Annotated in this window: 14 protein-coding genes; 7 read left to right on the forward strand and 7 right to left on the reverse strand. The window is 44.9% G+C overall.

All coding sequences use genetic code 11. From position 1 onward, the window contains the following. Nucleotides 1–54 precede the first annotated feature (54 nt). Complete coding sequence (locus KUL49_RS02980; RefSeq protein ID WP_131136267.1) at nucleotides 55–1,191, forward strand: purine nucleoside permease; 1,137 nt, start codon at nucleotides 55–57, stop codon at nucleotides 1,189–1,191. A 14-nt stretch (nucleotides 1,192–1,205) separates the two neighbouring features. Here the strand turns inward: KUL49_RS02980 and KUL49_RS02985 are convergent, their stop codons facing one another. The 3 genes from KUL49_RS02985 to KUL49_RS02995 all read right to left on the reverse strand — a co-directional run bounded on the left by KUL49_RS02985 (nucleotide 1,206) and on the right by KUL49_RS02995 (nucleotide 6,617). Next, nucleotides 1,206–3,209, reverse strand: a complete 2,004-nt coding sequence (locus tag KUL49_RS02985; protein WP_039227188.1) for an ATP-binding protein — start codon at nucleotides 3,207–3,209, stop codon at nucleotides 1,206–1,208. Between the two features lie 159 nt (nucleotides 3,210–3,368). Continuing rightward, complete coding sequence (locus KUL49_RS02990; RefSeq protein ID WP_131136268.1) at nucleotides 3,369–4,289, reverse strand: diguanylate cyclase; 921 nt, start codon at nucleotides 4,287–4,289, stop codon at nucleotides 3,369–3,371. A gap of 222 nt (nucleotides 4,290–4,511) precedes the next feature. Further along, a complete protein-coding gene (locus KUL49_RS02995; protein WP_131136269.1) occupies nucleotides 4,512–6,617 on the reverse strand; it encodes an EAL domain-containing protein in 2,106 nt (701 codons plus the stop codon). A gap of 184 nt (nucleotides 6,618–6,801) precedes the next feature. Here KUL49_RS02995 and KUL49_RS03000 point away from each other — a divergent pair, with 184 nt between their 5' ends. Continuing rightward, nucleotides 6,802–7,164, forward strand: a complete 363-nt coding sequence (locus KUL49_RS03000) for an Hpt domain-containing protein (protein ID WP_014949078.1) — start codon at nucleotides 6,802–6,804, stop codon at nucleotides 7,162–7,164. A gap of 331 nt (nucleotides 7,165–7,495) precedes the next feature. Here KUL49_RS03000 and KUL49_RS03005 read toward each other — a convergent pair whose 3' ends face one another. Continuing rightward, entirely contained in the window at nucleotides 7,496–8,494 is a 999-nt protein-coding gene (locus tag KUL49_RS03005) for an adenosine deaminase (RefSeq protein ID WP_014976199.1), read from the reverse strand. Between the two features lie 322 nt (nucleotides 8,495–8,816). On the opposite strand from KUL49_RS03005, the gene KUL49_RS03010 reads away from it, so the two are divergent. Beyond that, nucleotides 8,817–10,148 carry an NCS2 family permease gene (locus KUL49_RS03010; protein ID WP_131136270.1) on the forward strand — a complete coding sequence of 444 codons (1,332 nt, stop codon included), beginning with the start codon at nucleotides 8,817–8,819 and terminating at the stop codon, nucleotides 10,146–10,148. A 107-nt stretch (nucleotides 10,149–10,255) separates the two neighbouring features. Here KUL49_RS03010 and KUL49_RS03015 read toward each other — a convergent pair whose 3' ends face one another. The 3 genes from KUL49_RS03015 to KUL49_RS03025 all read right to left on the reverse strand — a co-directional run bounded on the left by KUL49_RS03015 (nucleotide 10,256) and on the right by KUL49_RS03025 (nucleotide 12,189). After that, complete coding sequence (locus KUL49_RS03015) at nucleotides 10,256–10,513, reverse strand: hypothetical protein (protein ID WP_014949075.1); 258 nt, start codon at nucleotides 10,511–10,513, stop codon at nucleotides 10,256–10,258. Nucleotides 10,514–10,613: 100 nt separating this feature from the next. Further along, complete coding sequence (puuE, locus tag KUL49_RS03020) at nucleotides 10,614–11,543, reverse strand: allantoinase PuuE (protein ID WP_131136271.1); 930 nt, start codon at nucleotides 11,541–11,543, stop codon at nucleotides 10,614–10,616. 1 nt (nucleotide 11,544) lies between these two features. Continuing rightward, a complete protein-coding gene (locus KUL49_RS03025; RefSeq protein WP_014949073.1) occupies nucleotides 11,545–12,189 on the reverse strand; it encodes a TetR/AcrR family transcriptional regulator in 645 nt (214 codons plus the stop codon). Between the two features lie 409 nt (nucleotides 12,190–12,598). On the opposite strand from KUL49_RS03025, the gene xdhA reads away from it, so the two are divergent. Genes xdhA through uraD form a run of 4 tightly spaced genes read left to right on the forward strand, consistent with a single transcriptional unit; the run spans nucleotide 12,599 to nucleotide 17,792 of the window. Beyond that, on the forward strand, nucleotides 12,599–14,044 hold the full coding sequence (gene xdhA / locus KUL49_RS03030; protein ID WP_131136272.1) for a xanthine dehydrogenase small subunit: 1,446 nt from the start codon (nucleotides 12,599–12,601) through the stop codon (nucleotides 14,042–14,044). Continuing rightward, the gene (gene xdhB, locus KUL49_RS03035) at nucleotides 14,037–16,403 is read left to right on the forward strand and encodes a xanthine dehydrogenase molybdopterin binding subunit (RefSeq protein WP_131136273.1); all 2,367 of its coding nucleotides are present in this window, start codon (nucleotides 14,037–14,039) and stop codon (nucleotides 16,401–16,403) included. Before xdhA ends, xdhB begins: the two co-directional genes overlap by 8 nt. Beyond that, nucleotides 16,400–17,299, forward strand: coding sequence for a xanthine dehydrogenase accessory protein XdhC (gene xdhC / locus KUL49_RS03040; RefSeq protein ID WP_131136274.1), 900 nt, complete (start codon nucleotides 16,400–16,402; stop codon nucleotides 17,297–17,299). Before xdhB ends, xdhC begins: the two co-directional genes overlap by 4 nt. Beyond that, nucleotides 17,289–17,792, forward strand: a complete 504-nt coding sequence (gene uraD, locus KUL49_RS03045) for a 2-oxo-4-hydroxy-4-carboxy-5-ureidoimidazoline decarboxylase (protein WP_131136275.1) — start codon at nucleotides 17,289–17,291, stop codon at nucleotides 17,790–17,792. Before xdhC ends, uraD begins: the two co-directional genes overlap by 11 nt. The last annotated feature ends 21 nt before the right edge of the window (nucleotides 17,793–17,813 follow it).

The following is a 17,813-nucleotide window of genomic DNA, read 5'->3' on the forward strand; positions in this document are numbered from 1 at the left end:
TTTTCGATAAGAAGCCCAGTTTGATAATGCTGGGCTCTTTTTTAGGAGTACTAAATGCATCTTTCTTTTTATCCACTGCTTAAACAAAAACGGTCTGCCTTTTTCAACGCTTTGCTTATTTTGGCTATGTTTTTGGGTTGCTGTAGCAATAGTTATTCTGGCAATCTAAAGGCCAATGACGCTAAGCCACCGATGAAAGTGAAGGTTGTTGTAGTAAGTATGTTCGAAATTGGCAACGACGAAGGCGACGCGCCTGGTGAATTTCAATTGTGGAAGGCTCGCCAGAAACTCACAACCCAATACCCTTTGCCTCATGGCTTTCACGATATTTACGCCAATCCTGATACAGGTGTAATCGGTATGGTTACGGGAATGGGCATTGCGCGCGCTTCAGCAGCAATAATGGCACTAGGTCTTGATCCTCGCTTTGATTTATCCCAAGCCTATTGGTTGGTTGCAGGGATCGCGGGAGTCGACCCAGCGGATAACACCATTGGAAGTGCAATTTGGACCGATTATGTAGTCGATGGCGACCTAGCACATCAAATTGACGCTAGAGAAATTCCGTCTCAGTGGAGTACGGGTTATTTCCCCCTCTTCACTCATGCGCCCTTTGAAAACGCTGACGCTGTAGACGTAAACAACAGCCCAAATGGCGAGGTGTACGCGCTGAACTTACCATTAGCAAAGTGGGCCTATTCGTTGACAAAAGACACCAAGCTTTTAAACAACGAAGCGATGGATGCATTGAGAGACAAGTACACCAACTCAGCTAATGCGAGGGCACTTCCAAATGTATCTATGGGTGCGCATTTATCTGCTTCTACTTTTTGGCATGGCGAAAAACTAAATGCGTGGGCAAACGATTGGGTGGCATACTGGACGCAGGGCAAAGGAAATTTTGTTACCTCGGGCATGGAAGACTCAGCAACACTTCAAAGCTTGAGTTACTTGGACAATGCAGGGTTAGTCAACAAAGACCGCTTGCTTATCCTTAGAACCGCAAGCAATTTTACCATGCAGCCACCATCGTTGAGCGCAGCGGAGAACTTAAAGTTAGAGAGTTCTGGCGATGGATATGCAGCAATGGGAGCTGCTATAGAAGCCGCCTATAATGTCGGCTCGCAGGTTACAGACTATATTGTAACGCATTGGGAAACCGTAAAAGATACGTCCCCTTCAGCGGAATAAACGCACTTTAACCTCTACGCTGTCACTGATTTAGCATTTAGTGCATGGCGCACCTGAAGGGTAACGTCATTTTGTACCACGGGCTTGGCAAGAAAATCGGCCATGCCCGCATTGCTACAATTAGTTTTATCTTCAGGTGTAGTATTTGCCGTTACAGCCACAATACGACCGTGTTTGGGCAATAAGTTTTCTTGGACAATAATCTTAGTCGCACTTACCCCATCGAGCACTGGCATAGCGCAATCCATAAAAATAATGTCGTATTTTTTAGCTCGGGCCATTTGAACGGCCACTTCGCCATTTTCGGCTTCATCTGGAAGGTAATTAAACTTCTCTAGCATGGATGCAAGCACGAAACGGTTTATATCGTTGTCATCAACAACCAAAACGTTAAGAGGAACGCTAAGCAGGTCTGAAGAGAGGACAACGTCACTCTGCTTTTCTTTATCTAAAACTGCCATTTCTACAGGTATAGCAATATCGAAACAGGAGCCTTTCCCTGCGCTTGAACGCACTTCAAGCTCGCCATCCATTTTGCCAACAAGTTGATTGACGATAGACAACCCCAAACCGTTTCCATTCAACTCTTCAGAGGCACTGGCGGTGTCGTTTTGAAATGGTCTAAAAATACGTGATAATATTTCATCACTCATGCCCACACCAGTGTCTTCAATTGACGCAAGTAAGATAGGCACATCGCCTTGGTGCTTTAACGTAACTTGCACCGAAATATACCCTTTCGGCGTAAATTTAACCGCGTTCGATAGTAAATTTGTAATGACTTGACTGATTCGGGCGGCATCTCCGTGAACATAAGTGTTTTCGTCAAAAGACAGCACCGCGTAAAGCCTTACGCCTTTCTCTGCACATTTTGTTTTAAATACATCTAGGATATCCTCAATTAACGAACGCGCACAAAAATCGCTATATTTTAGTGAGAATTCGCCGTTAATGATGGAGGTGTAATCCAAGACATCGTTTATAAGAGACAATAAGCGGTCTGCGCTATGAAGCGCCACATCCGCTTTGCGCATTCGCACATTTTCTTTATTTTCGAACTTGAGCGCCTGCAGCATGCCGGTAATGCCATTAAGCGGCGTCTTTAATTCGTGGCTTATACGGGATAACAACATGCCACGTTCTTTAGACGCAGCTTCGGCTTCTCTTCTTCTCTCATCCAATTCGAGTCTAAGTTGCACCGACTTGTTTACGTTTTGGCAAGTCCCAAACAAACGAATACACTTTCCGTGCTTCATCTCAGCCATGCCGTGGGTTTCTATCCAAACTGAATTACCTTTGGCGGAGACAAGTTCAAGCGTTGCACTCCACGGTTCACCCGTAGCGACCGTGTGGGAGACAATGCGGTTTATCTCATCTCTATCAAACCCCTCTTTGTAGAAGTTGATAGCTGTTTCTAATGTGGGTACAAAGTCTTCTGAGACTTCGTGAATAAGCCGAGTTTGTGAAGACCAGCTAAGTGCATTAGTGGTCAAATCAACTTCCCATGTGCCTATGTTCGCTACACTTTGTAACTTTTCGTACAACGTGTTTTGATTGGTCTCTGCTTTTTCGAGATGAAACTTATCCAACATCACGCTCAGGCAATCGTCTAACAGCGACAGCTTGTCGAGGTTTACCGACTGTTCCGGGCACGCATTAATAAAGACTAAGCAGACTTGGCTTCCATCTAGGGTATGAACACGGCCTCGAATGTATTTTTCGGCATTAAAATAAGTAGAAAACCATTGTTTAAATGCAGTAGAACACTTAGCGCTGTTTACAGGGAAACAGTTGTCTACAGGCACACAGGTAGAGAAAGAAGGGACCGACTTAAAGTTGGGTGCATACGCCGACGAAGCTTTAACCAATATATTAACTGTCTCTTCGTCCAGCTGTAAAAGTAAACCTTGAAACACGCCAAACGAATCGCAGCCTCGCTGTACCAAACTGGTTAGCGATGCCTTCAACTGGTGTTCCAGTTTCACATTCAAACTCGATTGTTCGTCAAAATAAACCATGGTTCGCTACCCAAGCGTAAAGACCACAAGATTCTTGCCGCCTTGCTCAATTCATGTACAGCGGCCCCGCATTTATAATGATAGCTTGGGATTTGAATACGGGATATTAAACAATAGGCTAGAAATTCTATTTTTATGATGGGAAATTGGGCTGTGGCCTCAGCCCTTGGCTTGGTTTCGCCCTAATTCTTTTGCTTCAAACAGTGAAATGTCAGCGTCTTCTATAAGCGCAGCCATATCGTCTTCAACCACATCCGTAGCTTTCCAAACTGCAAAGCCTGCACTTATTGATACGCGATTTTCTATCCCTTTACCATGCGGAATTCTTGCATTGGCGACAGCCTCAACAAGCTGCTGTGCCACTAACTTTGTGCCCTGATGGTCGATATAGGGGAGGACGACTAAAAACTCTTCGCCGCCAAAGCGAATAACGGCATCTTTCGGCCGTTTAACTGTGTCCGATACAATTTGCGCCACTTTTTGAAGACAAATATCGCCTTCGAGATGCCCGTACGTATCGTTGAAAAGCTTAAAATAATCGATGTCGATCATTATTGCTCCAACCGTAGCTTTGTCTCTCGCAACTTGCTTAATGAGTAACGGAATTTCGTTGGTTAAGTACATACGATTGTACAAACCCGTTAGCTGATCGTGAAATGTCATCATTTCAAGGAATTCAGTGCGAAGCTTATTTTGCAGATGTGTTTTGATGCGATGCGTTAACGTAGAAGCGTTAACCGGTTTCATGACAAAGTCTGACGCCCCTACTTCCCAGCACGCATTTTCACTCTCAATATCCATTGTAGATGTAACGAAAATGACGGGGATATGATTCGTTTCAGGCGAGGCTTTTAAAGCGGTACAAACATCTAACCCACTAATGTCTGGCATGTTCATGTCAAGCAGGACTAGGTCAGGAAGGTTTGCCTCGCAGTAGGATATGGCTTCTTCTCCTGACTCGGCTGTAGCACAGGTAAACACCGACTCTAGGATGGATTCAAGCAGCATACGACTCATCGGCTCATCGTCCACAATAAGTACGTTACACTCTGCGTAGGGTTTTATTTCTTTTCGATTCATCGGGTACTTTTATTATTACTACACCAAGGTGACCATTCTCGCTTGCGTTGTTTCTACTTTTACAATATCAAAGTAATAACAACGTTTTAGGCAAGTCTAACACCTTACATCCAAATTTGTATCGAAAAGTCAGCTAGTTTGCTTCCAAGTAGGTATGGTTTGAACGACAAGGTTATAAAGAAGAGACTATCGATTAGCACTCTACCCAGCGTCCAGTGAACTTTACGCAACTTGGCAATCATCGATGAACTTTGTAAAGAAATCCGCCATCGCCATAGGGCGACACATAAAATACCCCTGCCCTAAGTGACACCCAAGTGCTTTGAGCGCAGCAAAGTGGGATTGGGTCTCTATACCTTCGGCAACAATGGTTAACTCTAAGCTTAATGCTAAATGCACTATTGCCGTTACGATGTCATGTGCCTGCTGTTCTTTATCCATATCAATAACGAAAGAGCGATCTATCTTAAGCACGTTCAAAGGGAACTGACGCAAATAAGAGAGACTTGAATAGCCCGTACCAAAATCATCCAACGCAATAGTAACGCCCAATGAAGCCAAGTCGTTCAGGATATCTCGGGTTTGCTCAAAGTCGTGCATTAGGGCTGATTCTGTTACCTCCAATTCTATAGACGACGCGGCGATACCCGCTTCGTTGATAATTTCAGCAACTTCTTTTGCGAAGCCTGGGTTTGAAAGCTGTTTAGCAGCTACGTTTACCGCCACTTTGAAGTCTTGCCCCAATTCGTTGCATCTAGCGACAAACTCACAGCTTTTTTGCAACACTTGCTTACCTAACTGATGTATTAACCCAGTCTCTTCTGCCAGCGGGATAAATTCATCGGGTCCAATAACTTTTCCATTTTCGTCGAACATTCTGACTAAGCTTTCCGCACTTAATACTGCGCTATCGTCAAAGTTATATTTTGGCTGTAGGTAAATAGCTAGACTGTCGTTCTCGATAGCATTTCTAAGCTTTATCTCCATCTCCACACGATGATGCATGGCATGCTGCAGGTCTTTTGAAAAGAAACTGAAAGTGTCTTTGCCTTTTGATTTAGAGCGGTACATGGCTGAGTCTGCATGGCGCATCATCTCTTCCGCATTAACAGCATCTTGGGGATAAAGGCTAATTCCAATGCTTAAGCTAAGTTGATGGGCCTTACCGTCTATATCAATGGGCTCTCTGCCCGCCTGCAAACACGCCATAGCAATACTGTCTGCACTGTAGCCCGAACCAATTTCAGTAAGTAAGCAGGCAAACTCATCGCCACCCACGCGGGCGAGCGTAGCGCTTTCTCCAACAACCTTTGCAAGGCGCTTTGCAATAGACGCAATAATATAGTCGCCGACTTGATGCCCCAGGCTGTCATTGAGGTACTTGAAATTGTCGATATCGATTAACAGTAACGCTATGCTTTGCTTAGAGGTAAAACAACGAGTGATAGCCTGAACAACTCTATCGTGCAGCAGAACTCGGTTTGGCAAGCCCGTGAGCTGATCATGATTGGTTAAATGTGTCATCTTGACTGCCATTTCAATGGCTTCTGACACATCTTGGAAAACGATAACCGCGCCAGAAAGCTGGCCATCCTCATCAATAATCGGTGACGCTGTATCTTCTACCCTGAATACTTGATTGTGTCGGCTTACCAGCGTGGCGTTATAAGACATAGCTACCGGACGCATCACTTCTAGTGCGTAAAGAGCGGGGTTTAAAAGACGCTCATTTGTCGAGGCATCTCTTAAATTCATAACCTCATCGATAGGTTTGCCAAGGGCTTCCGTTTCACTATAACCGGTTAACCTTTGCGCTACCGGGTTAATAAACGTTACATCCCCTGCTGCGTTAATTGAAATAACGCCGTCAGCTATTGATTTGAGAGTAATAGCAAGCTGCTTTTTCTCTGCTTCTAATTCGTGATTAACACGAGCAAGCTTCGTTTTTTGGTCCTGAATAGTGAGATGATTTCTCACTCGCATCTGGCACAACCCAATATCAATGGGCTTGGATATAAAGTCTATGGCACCTAACGACAATGCCACATGTTCATTTTCTGGATCGCTATGGGAAGTGACAAAGATTACTGGAATAGCTGCCGTTTCTGGACACGCTTTTAACTGCTTGCAGACCTCAAAGCCAGATAGCTCAGGCATGCTTATATCTAGAACAACCAAATCAGGAAGTTGTGCTTCTATCACCGAAAACGCATTCGCGCTTTGCGAGACCGTAACAACCTTTGCTAGAGATTCTACTGCACTTTCTAATAACAAGAGTGTTGTTGGTTCATCGTCAATGATGACTACTTTCTGTGTCTCATTATCCATGAGAAATTCCACACCATGTAAAAAATATCAGAATAAGTATCGCCCGAGATACGTAAAAAAAATTAGTCTTTAGTCTAGGTTTTGCCGGTTTATGAACCGTTGTATGCTAAGCGGCTGAACTTGCTGTTTTTTGTTTAGAACATTTATTGTACACTGGCTTAACGCTTCAATTACGGTGGCACATATGGACACATCTAACTCAAACGATACGCCCACTCGAGAACAATTATGGAACCGCGATGCCGCAATAAGCAGGCTGGGTGGAAATGAGGGGTTATTGAACCGTATTGTTGAAATGTTCCTCGCGCAAATAGAACAAAAACAACAAGCACTTAAAAGTGCAGCGACCGCATTGGATGTTGAAGCTGTTAGATTCAACAGTCATGCTATGAAAGGTGTGTCGGGCGATGTAGGTGCCGATGCCATTCGGGAAAAGGCATCATCTATTGAAAACAAAGCCAAGCAAGACGATTTAAGCGAAATCGTTCAAGACATCACGGAATTAGACAATTTGATTAAGCAAACTATTGCAGTCATGCAATCGTAAAATCACATTAGCTTCTCGCATTAATCGCCAGAAGCTAACGCGACTATCTTCCACTCCTCGCCTTGCTAGGGCCTGTTGACCTTTGTTGTACATTTTTGCAGCGGTCTGTGTGCCATCTAGACAAGGCGAATGTTTGACGGTTTAGTAGTTCTAAATCGAGAACATTCAACGCAGTATAGATGGCACAAAGGCGCTGCCCGAAGGGGTCGTTATGGAAGCCTTTTACTCTTTGTCACAGTCCTTTAACTTAGCCCGCTAGGCTTGCAGGACTGTTTCGCGATTAAAAGGCTTCCATTTAGACCAAAATTCGTACACCAAAAGTCAACAGGCCCTAGGCTGAAAGAACTTTTTCAACAAGCTGGTTTTTCTGCTCCTGCGGCAAAAAACTTGCCTTAAAGCTATTTGCTACCAACGTACGAATTGTTTTTTCGTCAATACCCAGAGACTGGTGCAACGCTTCAAAATTATCATTTAGGAAGCCACCAAAATACGTAGGATCATCAGAGTTAACCGTGACCAGAAGCCCAGCATCAAGAAGCTGGACAATATTGTGGTCTTTCATATCATTGATCACACACAGCTTGAGGTTACTTAACGGACAAACAGTGAGTGGAATTTGTCTTTCTTTCAAGAGGTCCATAAGCGCCTCGTCTTCTTGGCAGCGTACACCGTGGTCAATACGATCAACGTCCAATAGCTCGATGGCTTCCCAAATGTAAGATGCCGGTCCTTCTTCTCCAGCATGGGCGACAATTTTAAATCCCAGCGCTTTGGCTTTTTTGAATACGCGTTCGAATTTTGACGGCGGATGACCAAGTTCGGAGCTATCTAACCCTACCGCTGTAATGTGCTCGTAATAAGGCTCTGCTGCAGAAAGCGTATCGAAGGCAGCATCTTCTGGCAAATGGCGAAGGAAAGACATGATTAAATAGCTACTGATACCGTATTCATCTTTTGCTTTTTCCATCGCCTTCAAAAAGCCTGGCATGAAAATATCGAAACCTATGTCACGCTCTGTATGGGTTTGCGGATCAAACATAATTTCTGTGTGGACGATATTGTCCTCATGACACCGCGTTAAGTATTCCCACATTAAAGCAAAGAAATCATCCTCATCGCGAAGCACGCCCGCCCCTGCATAATATAAGTCAAGGAAGCTTTGTAGATCTTCAAAGTTATACGCCGCTTCTATCTCTTCCACGCTAGCATAAGGAAGTGATACACTGTGCTTTTCAGCTAGGCGCCACATAAGTTCAGGCGTTAAGCTACCTTCTATATGCAGATGCAGTTCGGCCTTTGGAATGTTTTTAATTATTGATGACAGCGACATGGCCCCTCACTTATTTGCACCACAACAATGCAATGGCATTTAATTGGTGCGTAATAGTTTATCTTTAATGCTATCTGTAAACGAGTTCTATTGCTCATTTAGGTTTTGTTTGCGGTTTTTTTGACTTCATCTATGTTGATTACTAACCGTTTGGCTGGCTTTGTGCTGCCTGGCTAGTGACCTTGAGTCACGCAATGACTATTAATTAGTCATTGTACTGAAAAGTAAGTTAGCACAAAACACACCAACAAGTTGACTAATTGGTCAGTTTATTGCTTTCAACGCACAAAACACACAATGAAATACTAACAGAGAACTCTTGATGTCCAACAACGTAATCGAACGGCTATTTAAGCTGCAGGAACACGGAACAACAGTAAGAACAGAGATCATTGCAGGACTTACTACGTTCGCAGCCATGTCTTATATACTCGTGGTGAACCCAGGTATTCTTGGGTTAAGTGGCATGCCCGTAGAGGGCCTAATTACAGTGACAGCAATAGCGGCGTGTATTGGCACTTTAATGATGGCGCTAATGACTAACTACCCTATTGCGTTGGCACCAGGTATGGGCTTGAACGCCTTTTTCGCGTTTACCATTTGTCTTGGTCGTGAAATTCCATGGGAAGCAGCGCTTGGTATTGTTTTCTGGAACGGCATTCTCTTTTTACTCCTTTCTCTCACCGGAGTTCGAACCAAAATAGCCGAGTCTATACCTCCTTCTCTTAAAATCGGCGTGCAGTGTGGCATAGGTTTGTTCATTGCCTTTATCGGCCTTAAAAATGCGGGGCTGATTGTTGATAATCCCGCAACCTTCGTACAGCTTGGCGACCTTTCTGAGCCAGCAGTAATGTTAGCGCTTATCGGCATTATTTTTACTATCGTTTTGATGGTGAAACGCGTTACAGGCGCTATCTTAATCTCTATCGTAACACTCACCTTAATTGGTGCTTTTATCCCCACTGAAAACGGTACCTTAACTGCAACGCCTTCTGCTGTAGTTGGCATGCCAGAATCTATTTCAAACACTTTTATGGCAATGGACTTTTGGTACCCAATTGATCACCTTGCTGAAACGTGGGACCTCATTTTCGCACTTATGTTTGTGAACATGTTCGATACCATTGGCACCTTAATCGGCGTATCTCGAAAAGCCAATCTACTTACTCCCGAAGGCAAGCTACCGAAAATTGGCTCAGCAATGACAGCCGATGCATCAGCGAGTATTGCTGGCGCATTAGTGGGTACATCTCCAGTAACTAGCTATGTGGAGTCCGCTACGGGCGTATCGGCGGGCGGCAGAACCGGGCTTACCGCAGTAGTGGTTTCTGTCTGCTTCTTACTCTCGCTATTTTTAACACCGCTAATGAAAGTTATCCCGCTAATGGCCACTACGCCAGCGCTATTGATGGTAGGTATTTTAATGATGGAATCGATTCGACAGGTTGATTTCGACGACTTAGGTGCGTTAGCCACTGCTTCTGTTGCACTTATCGCCATGCCGCTCACATTCAGCATTAGCGAAGGCATTGCCCTTGGCTTTATTACTTATGTTGGCATTAAGGTAGGTACGGGGAAATTTAAAGAAGTAACACCGCTCACTTATGTACTGGCGATTGTTTTCTTATTACGATACTTATTGGATTTAAAATAATTCAACGGCGCTTATTGCGTGCCTGTAAGTTAACGCTTTAGATACAAAAAAGGTGGCTTTCAACGCCACCTTTCTTATTAAACTAGGCAAGTGAAAAAGATATACGTTTACTTCAATCCATCGTAAGTGAAGGTAACGGCTTTATCACCCATAAATACGATTTTAACGTGCTTACTGTCTTCATTGCCCCATGTACATGCCATGGTACCCATTGTTTTTCCGCAGTTGTCAGCTGAACCCAGAATTGCTTCAACTTCGTCCTGAGACATACCCATTTCTAATTTATCGTAGTTTTCTTTAGTCAGCTTTGAGCATGCTGTCAGCGCTAGCGCCCCAAGGGCAATAATGGCTAGTTTTGTTTTCATGGTTTTGTCCTTTATTAAGTGAAGGCGATAGCGCTCCATTTGTTTCACTTTCGTCTCTTCACTTTACTGTACTTCAAATATAGTAGGCGTACTGTAAACGCTACGTACGCGGCTTGTCACCACCATCTTTAGGATGAAGCTCCAACCAGTGACGGGCAATTTGCTCTCGTGTCGCTAGCCATACTTTATCATGAGACTTAACGTACTCGATAAAGCGCTTAAGTGCGGCGAGTCGAGCAGGCCGTCCTATTATGCGATTATGAAGGCCGATAGATAGCATCTTAGGCGCTTCTTCTCCTTCTTCATACAACATGTCAAACGCATCTTTTAAGTAGGTGAAAAACTGTTCCCCACTGTTGAAGCCCTGAGGCGTGGCAAAGCGCATATCATTGGTGTCTAATGTGTACGGCACCATCAATAACGGCTTGCTGTAATGGCAGTCGTAGTAAGGTAAGTCGTCAGCATATGAATCGGCGCAATATAAGATGTCGTCGCGCTCTGCAATCAACTTCAGCGTATTCGGACTCGTTCTTCCTGTATACCAACCTACAGGTTTACTGCCCGTTAATTGTTCATGAAGAATAATCGCCTCATCAATTTGTTTACGCTCTTGCTCTTCGTCCATGTCTTGATAATGCACCCAGCGCATGGCGTGGCTGGCGATTTCCCAACCTGAATCCATCATGGCTTTTACGGCGTCAGGGTGTCGTTGCATAGCCATAGTGACGCCAAACACAGTAACAGGAATGTCGTATTTATTAAGCAAACGGTGTAAACGCCAAAACCCTGCACGACTGCCGTATTCGTAAATAGACTCCATGCTGAGGTGGCGATCTTTATACGCTTGTGCGCCGATAATTTCCGATAGGAATATTTCCGACGCCTCGTCACCATGAAGCACGCAATTTTCGCCACCTTCCTCGTAATTTAATACGAACTGAATCGCGATTTTTGCGTCGCCCGGCCACTTAGCGTGAGGTACATGTTGACCATAACCAATCAGATCACGAGGGTAAACAGACTCTGTCATGCTACACCTCGAAGTTTTCTGGCACAGATAACCCACAGCCACCGAGCACGAGTTTTACCACTTGTTTTGTAGCGTCTTCAAAATCTGATTTTGTCATCTTTTTACCGCGTAGACGGGTTATTTGCGCAGAGAAGTCAGCATAGTGCTGGGTACTCGCCCAGATTGTGTAAAGCAAGTATTCACCTTCAACAGGTGGCAGTTTGCCGGCCTTTACCCATGCATCAATAACCGCAAGTCGCCCTTTCATCCAAAGCGCATGCTCTTCATCAAAGTAGCCACTTAAGTTTTGTGCACCATTGATAATTTCCATCGCAAAGATCTTAGAAGCCATTGGATGCGTTCGCGACACTTCCATTTTCTCGGCGATATAATTGGCGAGTACCTCGGCTGGGTCGTCTTCTACTGTGGCTTTATCAAAACGTGAGTTCCACAGCGAGAGGGTTTCTTCTAGTACCGCTACGTAGAGCTCTTGTTTTGTTTTGAAATAATACAAAACGTTAGTCTTAGGAAGTCCTGCTTCATCAGCAATTTTTTGTACTGCTGTGCCTTTGAAGCCAAACTGTGCAAAACATTTTTCAGCGGCTTGGAGTATTTTTCTTCTGTTCATAGCGCCAACGCCAGCGTCAGCACTTTTTACCTTCATCATTATTATTAAAATTCCTTTGCAATCTACTTTGCAAGCGCACGGGCAGTATAAATGCTGCATGCCTTTTTCGATAGGTTAGCATTTATTGCCGACGAGTTGCTATGCTCTTATAGATCATACATACCCTATGCAGGGAGTGTTAACCATACTAAAACACGAATTACGCGAATAGTTCAAAACCTTGCACGAATCTTGCCTTATTCTTTATTAACAAATCGACGTAGTGCTTAGCAAAAGAAAAATAGAAAGGTATCACTTCTTTTTTTCCAATCAAATTTGCGCAAAATCATGGCCTTTTAGAACTCGGCCTTTTTTTATAAGCAATAAATTGACCAAATGGTCTACTTTTATTGAAAAAATACAGCTATATTAATGAATACAAGAATGAATATAACAAGAAGGTGTGAGTATGATTCGCTTTCTAATAAATAACGATGTCGTTGAATTAAATGAAGCGCGGGCCGACCTCACCCTTCTACAATTTATTCGCGAACATCGCAAAAAAACAGGCACAAAAGAAGGCTGTGCAGCAGGAGACTGCGGTGCATGTACCGTAGTACTTGTGGAACCAGCCTCTTCAAATAGCGCTGCAGAACTTAATTATCGAACAGTGAATAGCTGCATCACGCTAATGAGTGCAGTTCATGGGAAGCAGCTTTTATTTGTTGAGCATTTGAACGATGGTAAACACTTACACCCCGTACAGCAGGCGTTAGTTGATCACCATGGTTCTCAGTGTGGCTTCTGCACACCTGGTTTTATCATGTCGATGTTTGCCTTATATCACAGCAATACAAAACCAAATCGCGACGATGTGCTGCACGCTTTATCAGGCAACTTATGTCGCTGCACAGGCTACCGCCCTATTATCGATGCTACGATGGCGGTGTGCGAACAAACACCTGATGATCAATTCACTGCACGCCAAGCTGCCACCCTTTCTACATTGCTATCATTATCTGGTGAGAAGCCCACTGGTACGGGAAATATCCATACGCCAACGTCTCGCGAAGAACTGAAGACTCTGATTCAAGCGCATCCAACTGCACAGCTAGTCGCTGGCAGCACGGATTTAAGCCTTCAGTTCACGCAACAGCTAAAAGATGTAGAAACGCTTATCAGTGTTACGCATATTGATGCACTAAAGCAATGCACCAAAAGCGAGCATTCTCTTATTCTTGGTGCAGCTGTACCGCTAAACGATGCGGCACCTTTATTACTAAATGCATTTCCGCAAGTGGCTGAGCTTGTTACCCGATTTGCCTCGTTGCCTATCCGCAATCAGGCTACCATTGGCGGTAACGTGGCTAACGCTTCCCCTATTGGTGATATGCCACCGTTATTACTCGCATTGAATGCCATACTGCATTTAGATAACGGCGAGAGCGTTCGTATGATCCCAATTAGCACATTCTTCACAGGCTATCGCGAGACCATGCTGGCGAAAGATGAATGGATAAGTGCTATAGAAATACCATTGAAACAGCCCAATCAAGCATTAGCTGCATATAAGATATCGAAACGATTTGAAGATGATATTTCTGCAGTATGCGCCGTATTTCATGTCACACTCGACAACGGCAAGGTAGAAGCCATTAGCAGTGGCTTTGGTGGCGTAGCAGCAGTTCCGTCAACCTGCAATGCGTTAGAAAACGTTTTGAAAGGTAAGCAGTTCGCTAGCAACGAATGTTTAACGTTGGGCAAACAAGTCTTATTCGATGCATTTTCACCTATCGATGATGTGCGCGCTACAGCCCAATACCGTAAAACTGTTTTAGCTAACCTGTGGCATCGCTTCTGGTTAGAAAACCAAACAGCAAACCAAATTGAAACACGGGTGGTGCAGCATGCGTAAGTTAATTGATGCCCCTAATCCAATGCAACAAAACGACAAGCAAAGTGTCGTTCACGTATCTAAAAAGCACGAGAGCGCAACACGCCAAGTACAAGGCAGCGCCAACTATGTTGACGATGTTATTGAACCTCAAGGCACTCTTTATGCTGCCGTTGGTGTAAGCCAATGCGCAAAAGGTACGATTAACTCGATAAATCTTGACGCTGTTCGCCAAAGTGAAGGCGTTGTAGATGTGGTTACGATTGACGACGTGCCTGGCCATAAAGATATTGGACCTGTGTTCGAAGGCGATCCGTTACTTGCTAATGGCGAAATCAAATTCTTCGGCCAGCCCGTATTCGCAGTGCTTGCCACTTCGGTAAACCTTGCCCGACAAGCTGCGCTAAAAGGGAAAGTAGAGGTGAGTGAAGCCAAACCTATACTTAGTGCCGAAGCTGCCCACCAGCAGCAAACGTTTGTGCGTCCCCTACATCGGTTTGGCCAACATACTGACCGCGTTGAAAGTACATTTGAAAAAGCGATCCACCAAGCACATGGCACGCTCAGTATTGGTGGACAGGAACATATGTACTTAGAAGGACAAGTGAGCCTTGCGATCCCTGATGAAGAAGATCGCATGAAAATCTACACATCTAGCCAGCACCCCAGTGAGGTGCAAAAACTCGTTGCCGAGGTACTTGATGTAAAATTGCACCGTGTAATGGTAGACATGCGACGTATGGGCGGCGGCTTTGGCGGAAAAGAAACTCAAGCAGCACAATGGGCTTGTATCGCAGCTCTATTGGCATCGCGCAATCAATGTGCAGTTAAACTTCGCTTACCACGCTTCACCGATATGCACGTTACGGGTAAACGCCACCCGTTTGAAAACGAGTTTGATGTGGCCTTTGACGAGACGGGTAAAATTGAAGCTACCCGCATGACCATTAATGGTATTTGTGGGCACTCGCCTGATTTATCTGACGCCATAGTAGATAGAGCCATGTTCCATGCTGATAATGGTTATTTCTTGGGTGATAGCGACATTGTAGGTCATAGACTACAAACCAATATGGTATCGCACACCGCTTATCGAGGCTTTGGCGGACCGCAAGGCATGATTATGGCTGAAGCCATGATTGATAAAATTGCCCGTGCTATTGGCAGCGACCCCCTATCGGTAAGAAAACGTAATTTATACGGCCCCACGACAGGTAGTTTTACCCCCTACGGAATGAAGGTAGAACATAACCTTCTGCCCGATATGATTGCCGAGCTAGAAGAAACCGCTCAGTATTGGCAGCGCCGTGAAGCTATTGCAGCGTTTAACCGCGAAAGCCCGGTGATTAAGAAAGGTTTAGCGCTAACGCCTGTTAAGTTTGGCATTTCATTTACCGCGAAGCATTTAAACCAAGCTGGCGCTTTAGTGCACATTTATACTGATGGTAGTATTCAGGTGAACCATGGTGGTACTGAAATGGGCCAAGGGCTTCACACCAAAATAGGCCAAATTGCAGCCAATGAATTTGGACTAGATTTGGATATGATTGAAGTCACTGCAACACGCACTGACAAAGTACCTAACACTTCACCAACAGCAGCTTCAAGCGGCACTGACTTAAACGGAAAAGCCGTACAAAATGCATGTATTACGCTAAAAGCCCGTTTGGCCGAGTGCTTTGCTAAAAGCTTAGGTCTAGAGGGCCGCGCTGGCGACGTGCTGTTCATTAATGAGCATGTGGTATTGGATGAGCACAAAATTACCTTTACCGAGCTTGTGCAGCAAGCATATTTTGCTCGTGTATCTTTGTCTTCAAGCGGTTTCTACAAAACCCCAAAATTACAGTATAACCGCGACACCGGTGAAGGCCGTCCGTTTTTCTACTTTGCTTATGGTGTCTCAATGAGCGAAGTCTCTGTCGACACACTTACCGGTGAATATACGGTAGATAAAGTTAACGTGCTCCACGATGTTGGCAACAGTCTTAACCCTGCCATTGATATTGGCCAAATAGAAGGCGCGTTTATTCAAGGTATGGGCTGGCTTACCACAGAAGACCTTAAATGGAATGAAACGGGTAAGCTGATAAGTGAAAATATGGCGACCTATAAAATTCCAGCTATTGGCGATACGCCAAAAGAGTTTAATGTGAAGCTGTTTGGTAGAAAGAACGCTGAAGACAGCATTTACCACTCAAAAGCGGTTGGCGAGCCACCATTTATGCTGGCTATTTCAGTGTGGTGCGCCCTTAAAGACGCCATATCTAGCCTATCTGGCTACACAGTTGATCCGCAGCTAGATACACCAGCCACACCAGAACGGGTGTTAAATGCAGTAAGTGCTATGCAGCAGTCGTCCAGTCGAGGCGGTGTTTTATGACACTCACGGCAGCAAAGTCATCTCGCGCGCCCCAATCATTTCGTGCAACAAACTGGTATGAGGGAATAGCCGAATGCCAAGCGCGTAATGAAGGCTATGTGCTTGTGACTGTGGTTGGCACTGCAGGCTCTACGCCTCGTGAACCCGGTAGTAAAATGGTGGTTACCGTTTCACAAAGCATCGATACCATTGGCGGCGGGCACCTTGAGTTTAATGCCATTGCCCGCGCACGAGAGTACCTTGCAAAAGGCGAAGCATGCACTGAACTTCACAGCTACCCGTTAAGCAGTTCTTTAGGACAGTGCTGCGGCGGCGCGGTAAAGGTGCTATTTGACGTGTGTAACGTTCATCAGCAGCACATCGCCATTTTTGGTGCTGGCCATGTTGCAAAAGCATTGGTGCCTATTTTGGCTCAATTGCCTGTACGCATTTCGTGGATAGACAGTCGCGAGGAACTGTTTCCATCGTCTTTGCCAGCCAACGTGCACAAAGTCGTGGAAGAAGCACCAGAGAGCGAAGTTAGACACCTTGATGAGAACAGTTGGCTGATTATACTCACCCACGATCATCAATTGGACTATCGCATTACAGAACAGGCGTTAAAGCAACCTTCCCTCCCCTTTGTTGGGTTAATTGGTTCAGACACCAAAGCAAAGCGCTTTATTACCAAACTGACTCAGCGTGGGTTTGACGACAACGCGCTGGCAAGGCTATTTACGCCAATAGGTAACCGAGATATCCCTGGCAAGCAACCAATTGAAGTTGCCGTTTCTATATCTGCGCAAATTATCGAGCGTCTTCATGTAAAAGAAGTAACGGCAGGCAACAGTAACAAATACAGCGAGAAACCCGTTACAGCGTTTCACAAAGAAAAGGACACCACCAGTGACACTTAAAGAATTAAATACGCTAAGCGCTGAAGAGGCGTCTTCTTGGTTTGAGCAATGCTGCGCGGCGAAAACCTGGATTTATCAAATGGTAAAAGCACGCCCCTACAGCGACAAGGACGCACTTTTTAATCAAGCGAAGAGCGCATGGGCCAAGTGCAGTGATGACGACTACCTTGAAGCTTTTACGGCACACCCCATGATTGGTGACGTTGATTCGTTGCGCAAAAAGTTTGCAAATACCAAAGCCATTGCTGCGGGCGAGCAGTCGGGTACAGCCAGCGCGTCCGAGGCCGTTTTACACCAGTTAAAAGAAGCCAATCACGCCTATTTAGACAAGCATGGGTTTATCTTTATTATTTGTGCCACCGGTCTTTCTGCGCAGACTATGTTAGAAGCATTACAAGCTAGGCTACCCAATACCACACAGCAAGAGATTACCAATGCTGCTGCAGAGCAAATAAAGATAACCCTATTGCGTATTAACAAAGCGCTGGATTAACCCCCCGTATTTTCAAAAATA

The sequence above is a fragment of the Alteromonas sp. KUL17 genome (assembly GCF_006538305.1).
GTDB lineage: Bacteria > Pseudomonadota > Gammaproteobacteria > Enterobacterales > Alteromonadaceae > Alteromonas > Alteromonas macleodii.

Excerpts from the sequence above, each read along its gene's own strand:
- KUL49_RS02980 (WP_131136267.1), top strand. The coding sequence starts at position 55 with ATGCATCTTTCTTTTTATCCACTGCTTAAACAAAAACGGTCTGCCTTT.
- puuE (WP_131136271.1), bottom strand. The coding sequence starts at position 11,543 with ATGACAGAGTCTGTTTACCCTCGTGATCTGATTGGTTATGGTCAACAT.
- KUL49_RS03005 (WP_014976199.1), bottom strand. The coding sequence starts at position 8,494 with ATGTCGCTGTCATCAATAATTAAAAACATTCCAAAGGCCGAACTGCAT.
- xdhC (WP_131136274.1), top strand. The coding sequence starts at position 16,400 with ATGACACTCACGGCAGCAAAGTCATCTCGCGCGCCCCAATCATTTCGT.
- KUL49_RS02990 (WP_131136268.1), bottom strand. The coding sequence starts at position 4,289 with ATGAATCGAAAAGAAATAAAACCCTACGCAGAGTGTAACGTACTTATT.
- KUL49_RS03015 (WP_014949075.1), bottom strand. The coding sequence starts at position 10,513 with ATGAAAACAAAACTAGCCATTATTGCCCTTGGGGCGCTAGCGCTGACA.
- KUL49_RS02995 (WP_131136269.1), bottom strand. The coding sequence starts at position 6,617 with ATGGATAATGAGACACAGAAAGTAGTCATCATTGACGATGAACCAACA.
- KUL49_RS03000 (WP_014949078.1), top strand. The coding sequence starts at position 6,802 with ATGGACACATCTAACTCAAACGATACGCCCACTCGAGAACAATTATGG.
- KUL49_RS03010 (WP_131136270.1), top strand. The coding sequence starts at position 8,817 with ATGTCCAACAACGTAATCGAACGGCTATTTAAGCTGCAGGAACACGGA.
- xdhA (WP_131136272.1), top strand. The coding sequence starts at position 12,599 with ATGATTCGCTTTCTAATAAATAACGATGTCGTTGAATTAAATGAAGCG.
- KUL49_RS02985 (WP_039227188.1), bottom strand. The coding sequence starts at position 3,209 with ATGGTTTATTTTGACGAACAATCGAGTTTGAATGTGAAACTGGAACAC.
- xdhB (WP_131136273.1), top strand. The coding sequence starts at position 14,037 with ATGCGTAAGTTAATTGATGCCCCTAATCCAATGCAACAAAACGACAAG.
- KUL49_RS03025 (WP_014949073.1), bottom strand. The coding sequence starts at position 12,189 with ATGATGAAGGTAAAAAGTGCTGACGCTGGCGTTGGCGCTATGAACAGA.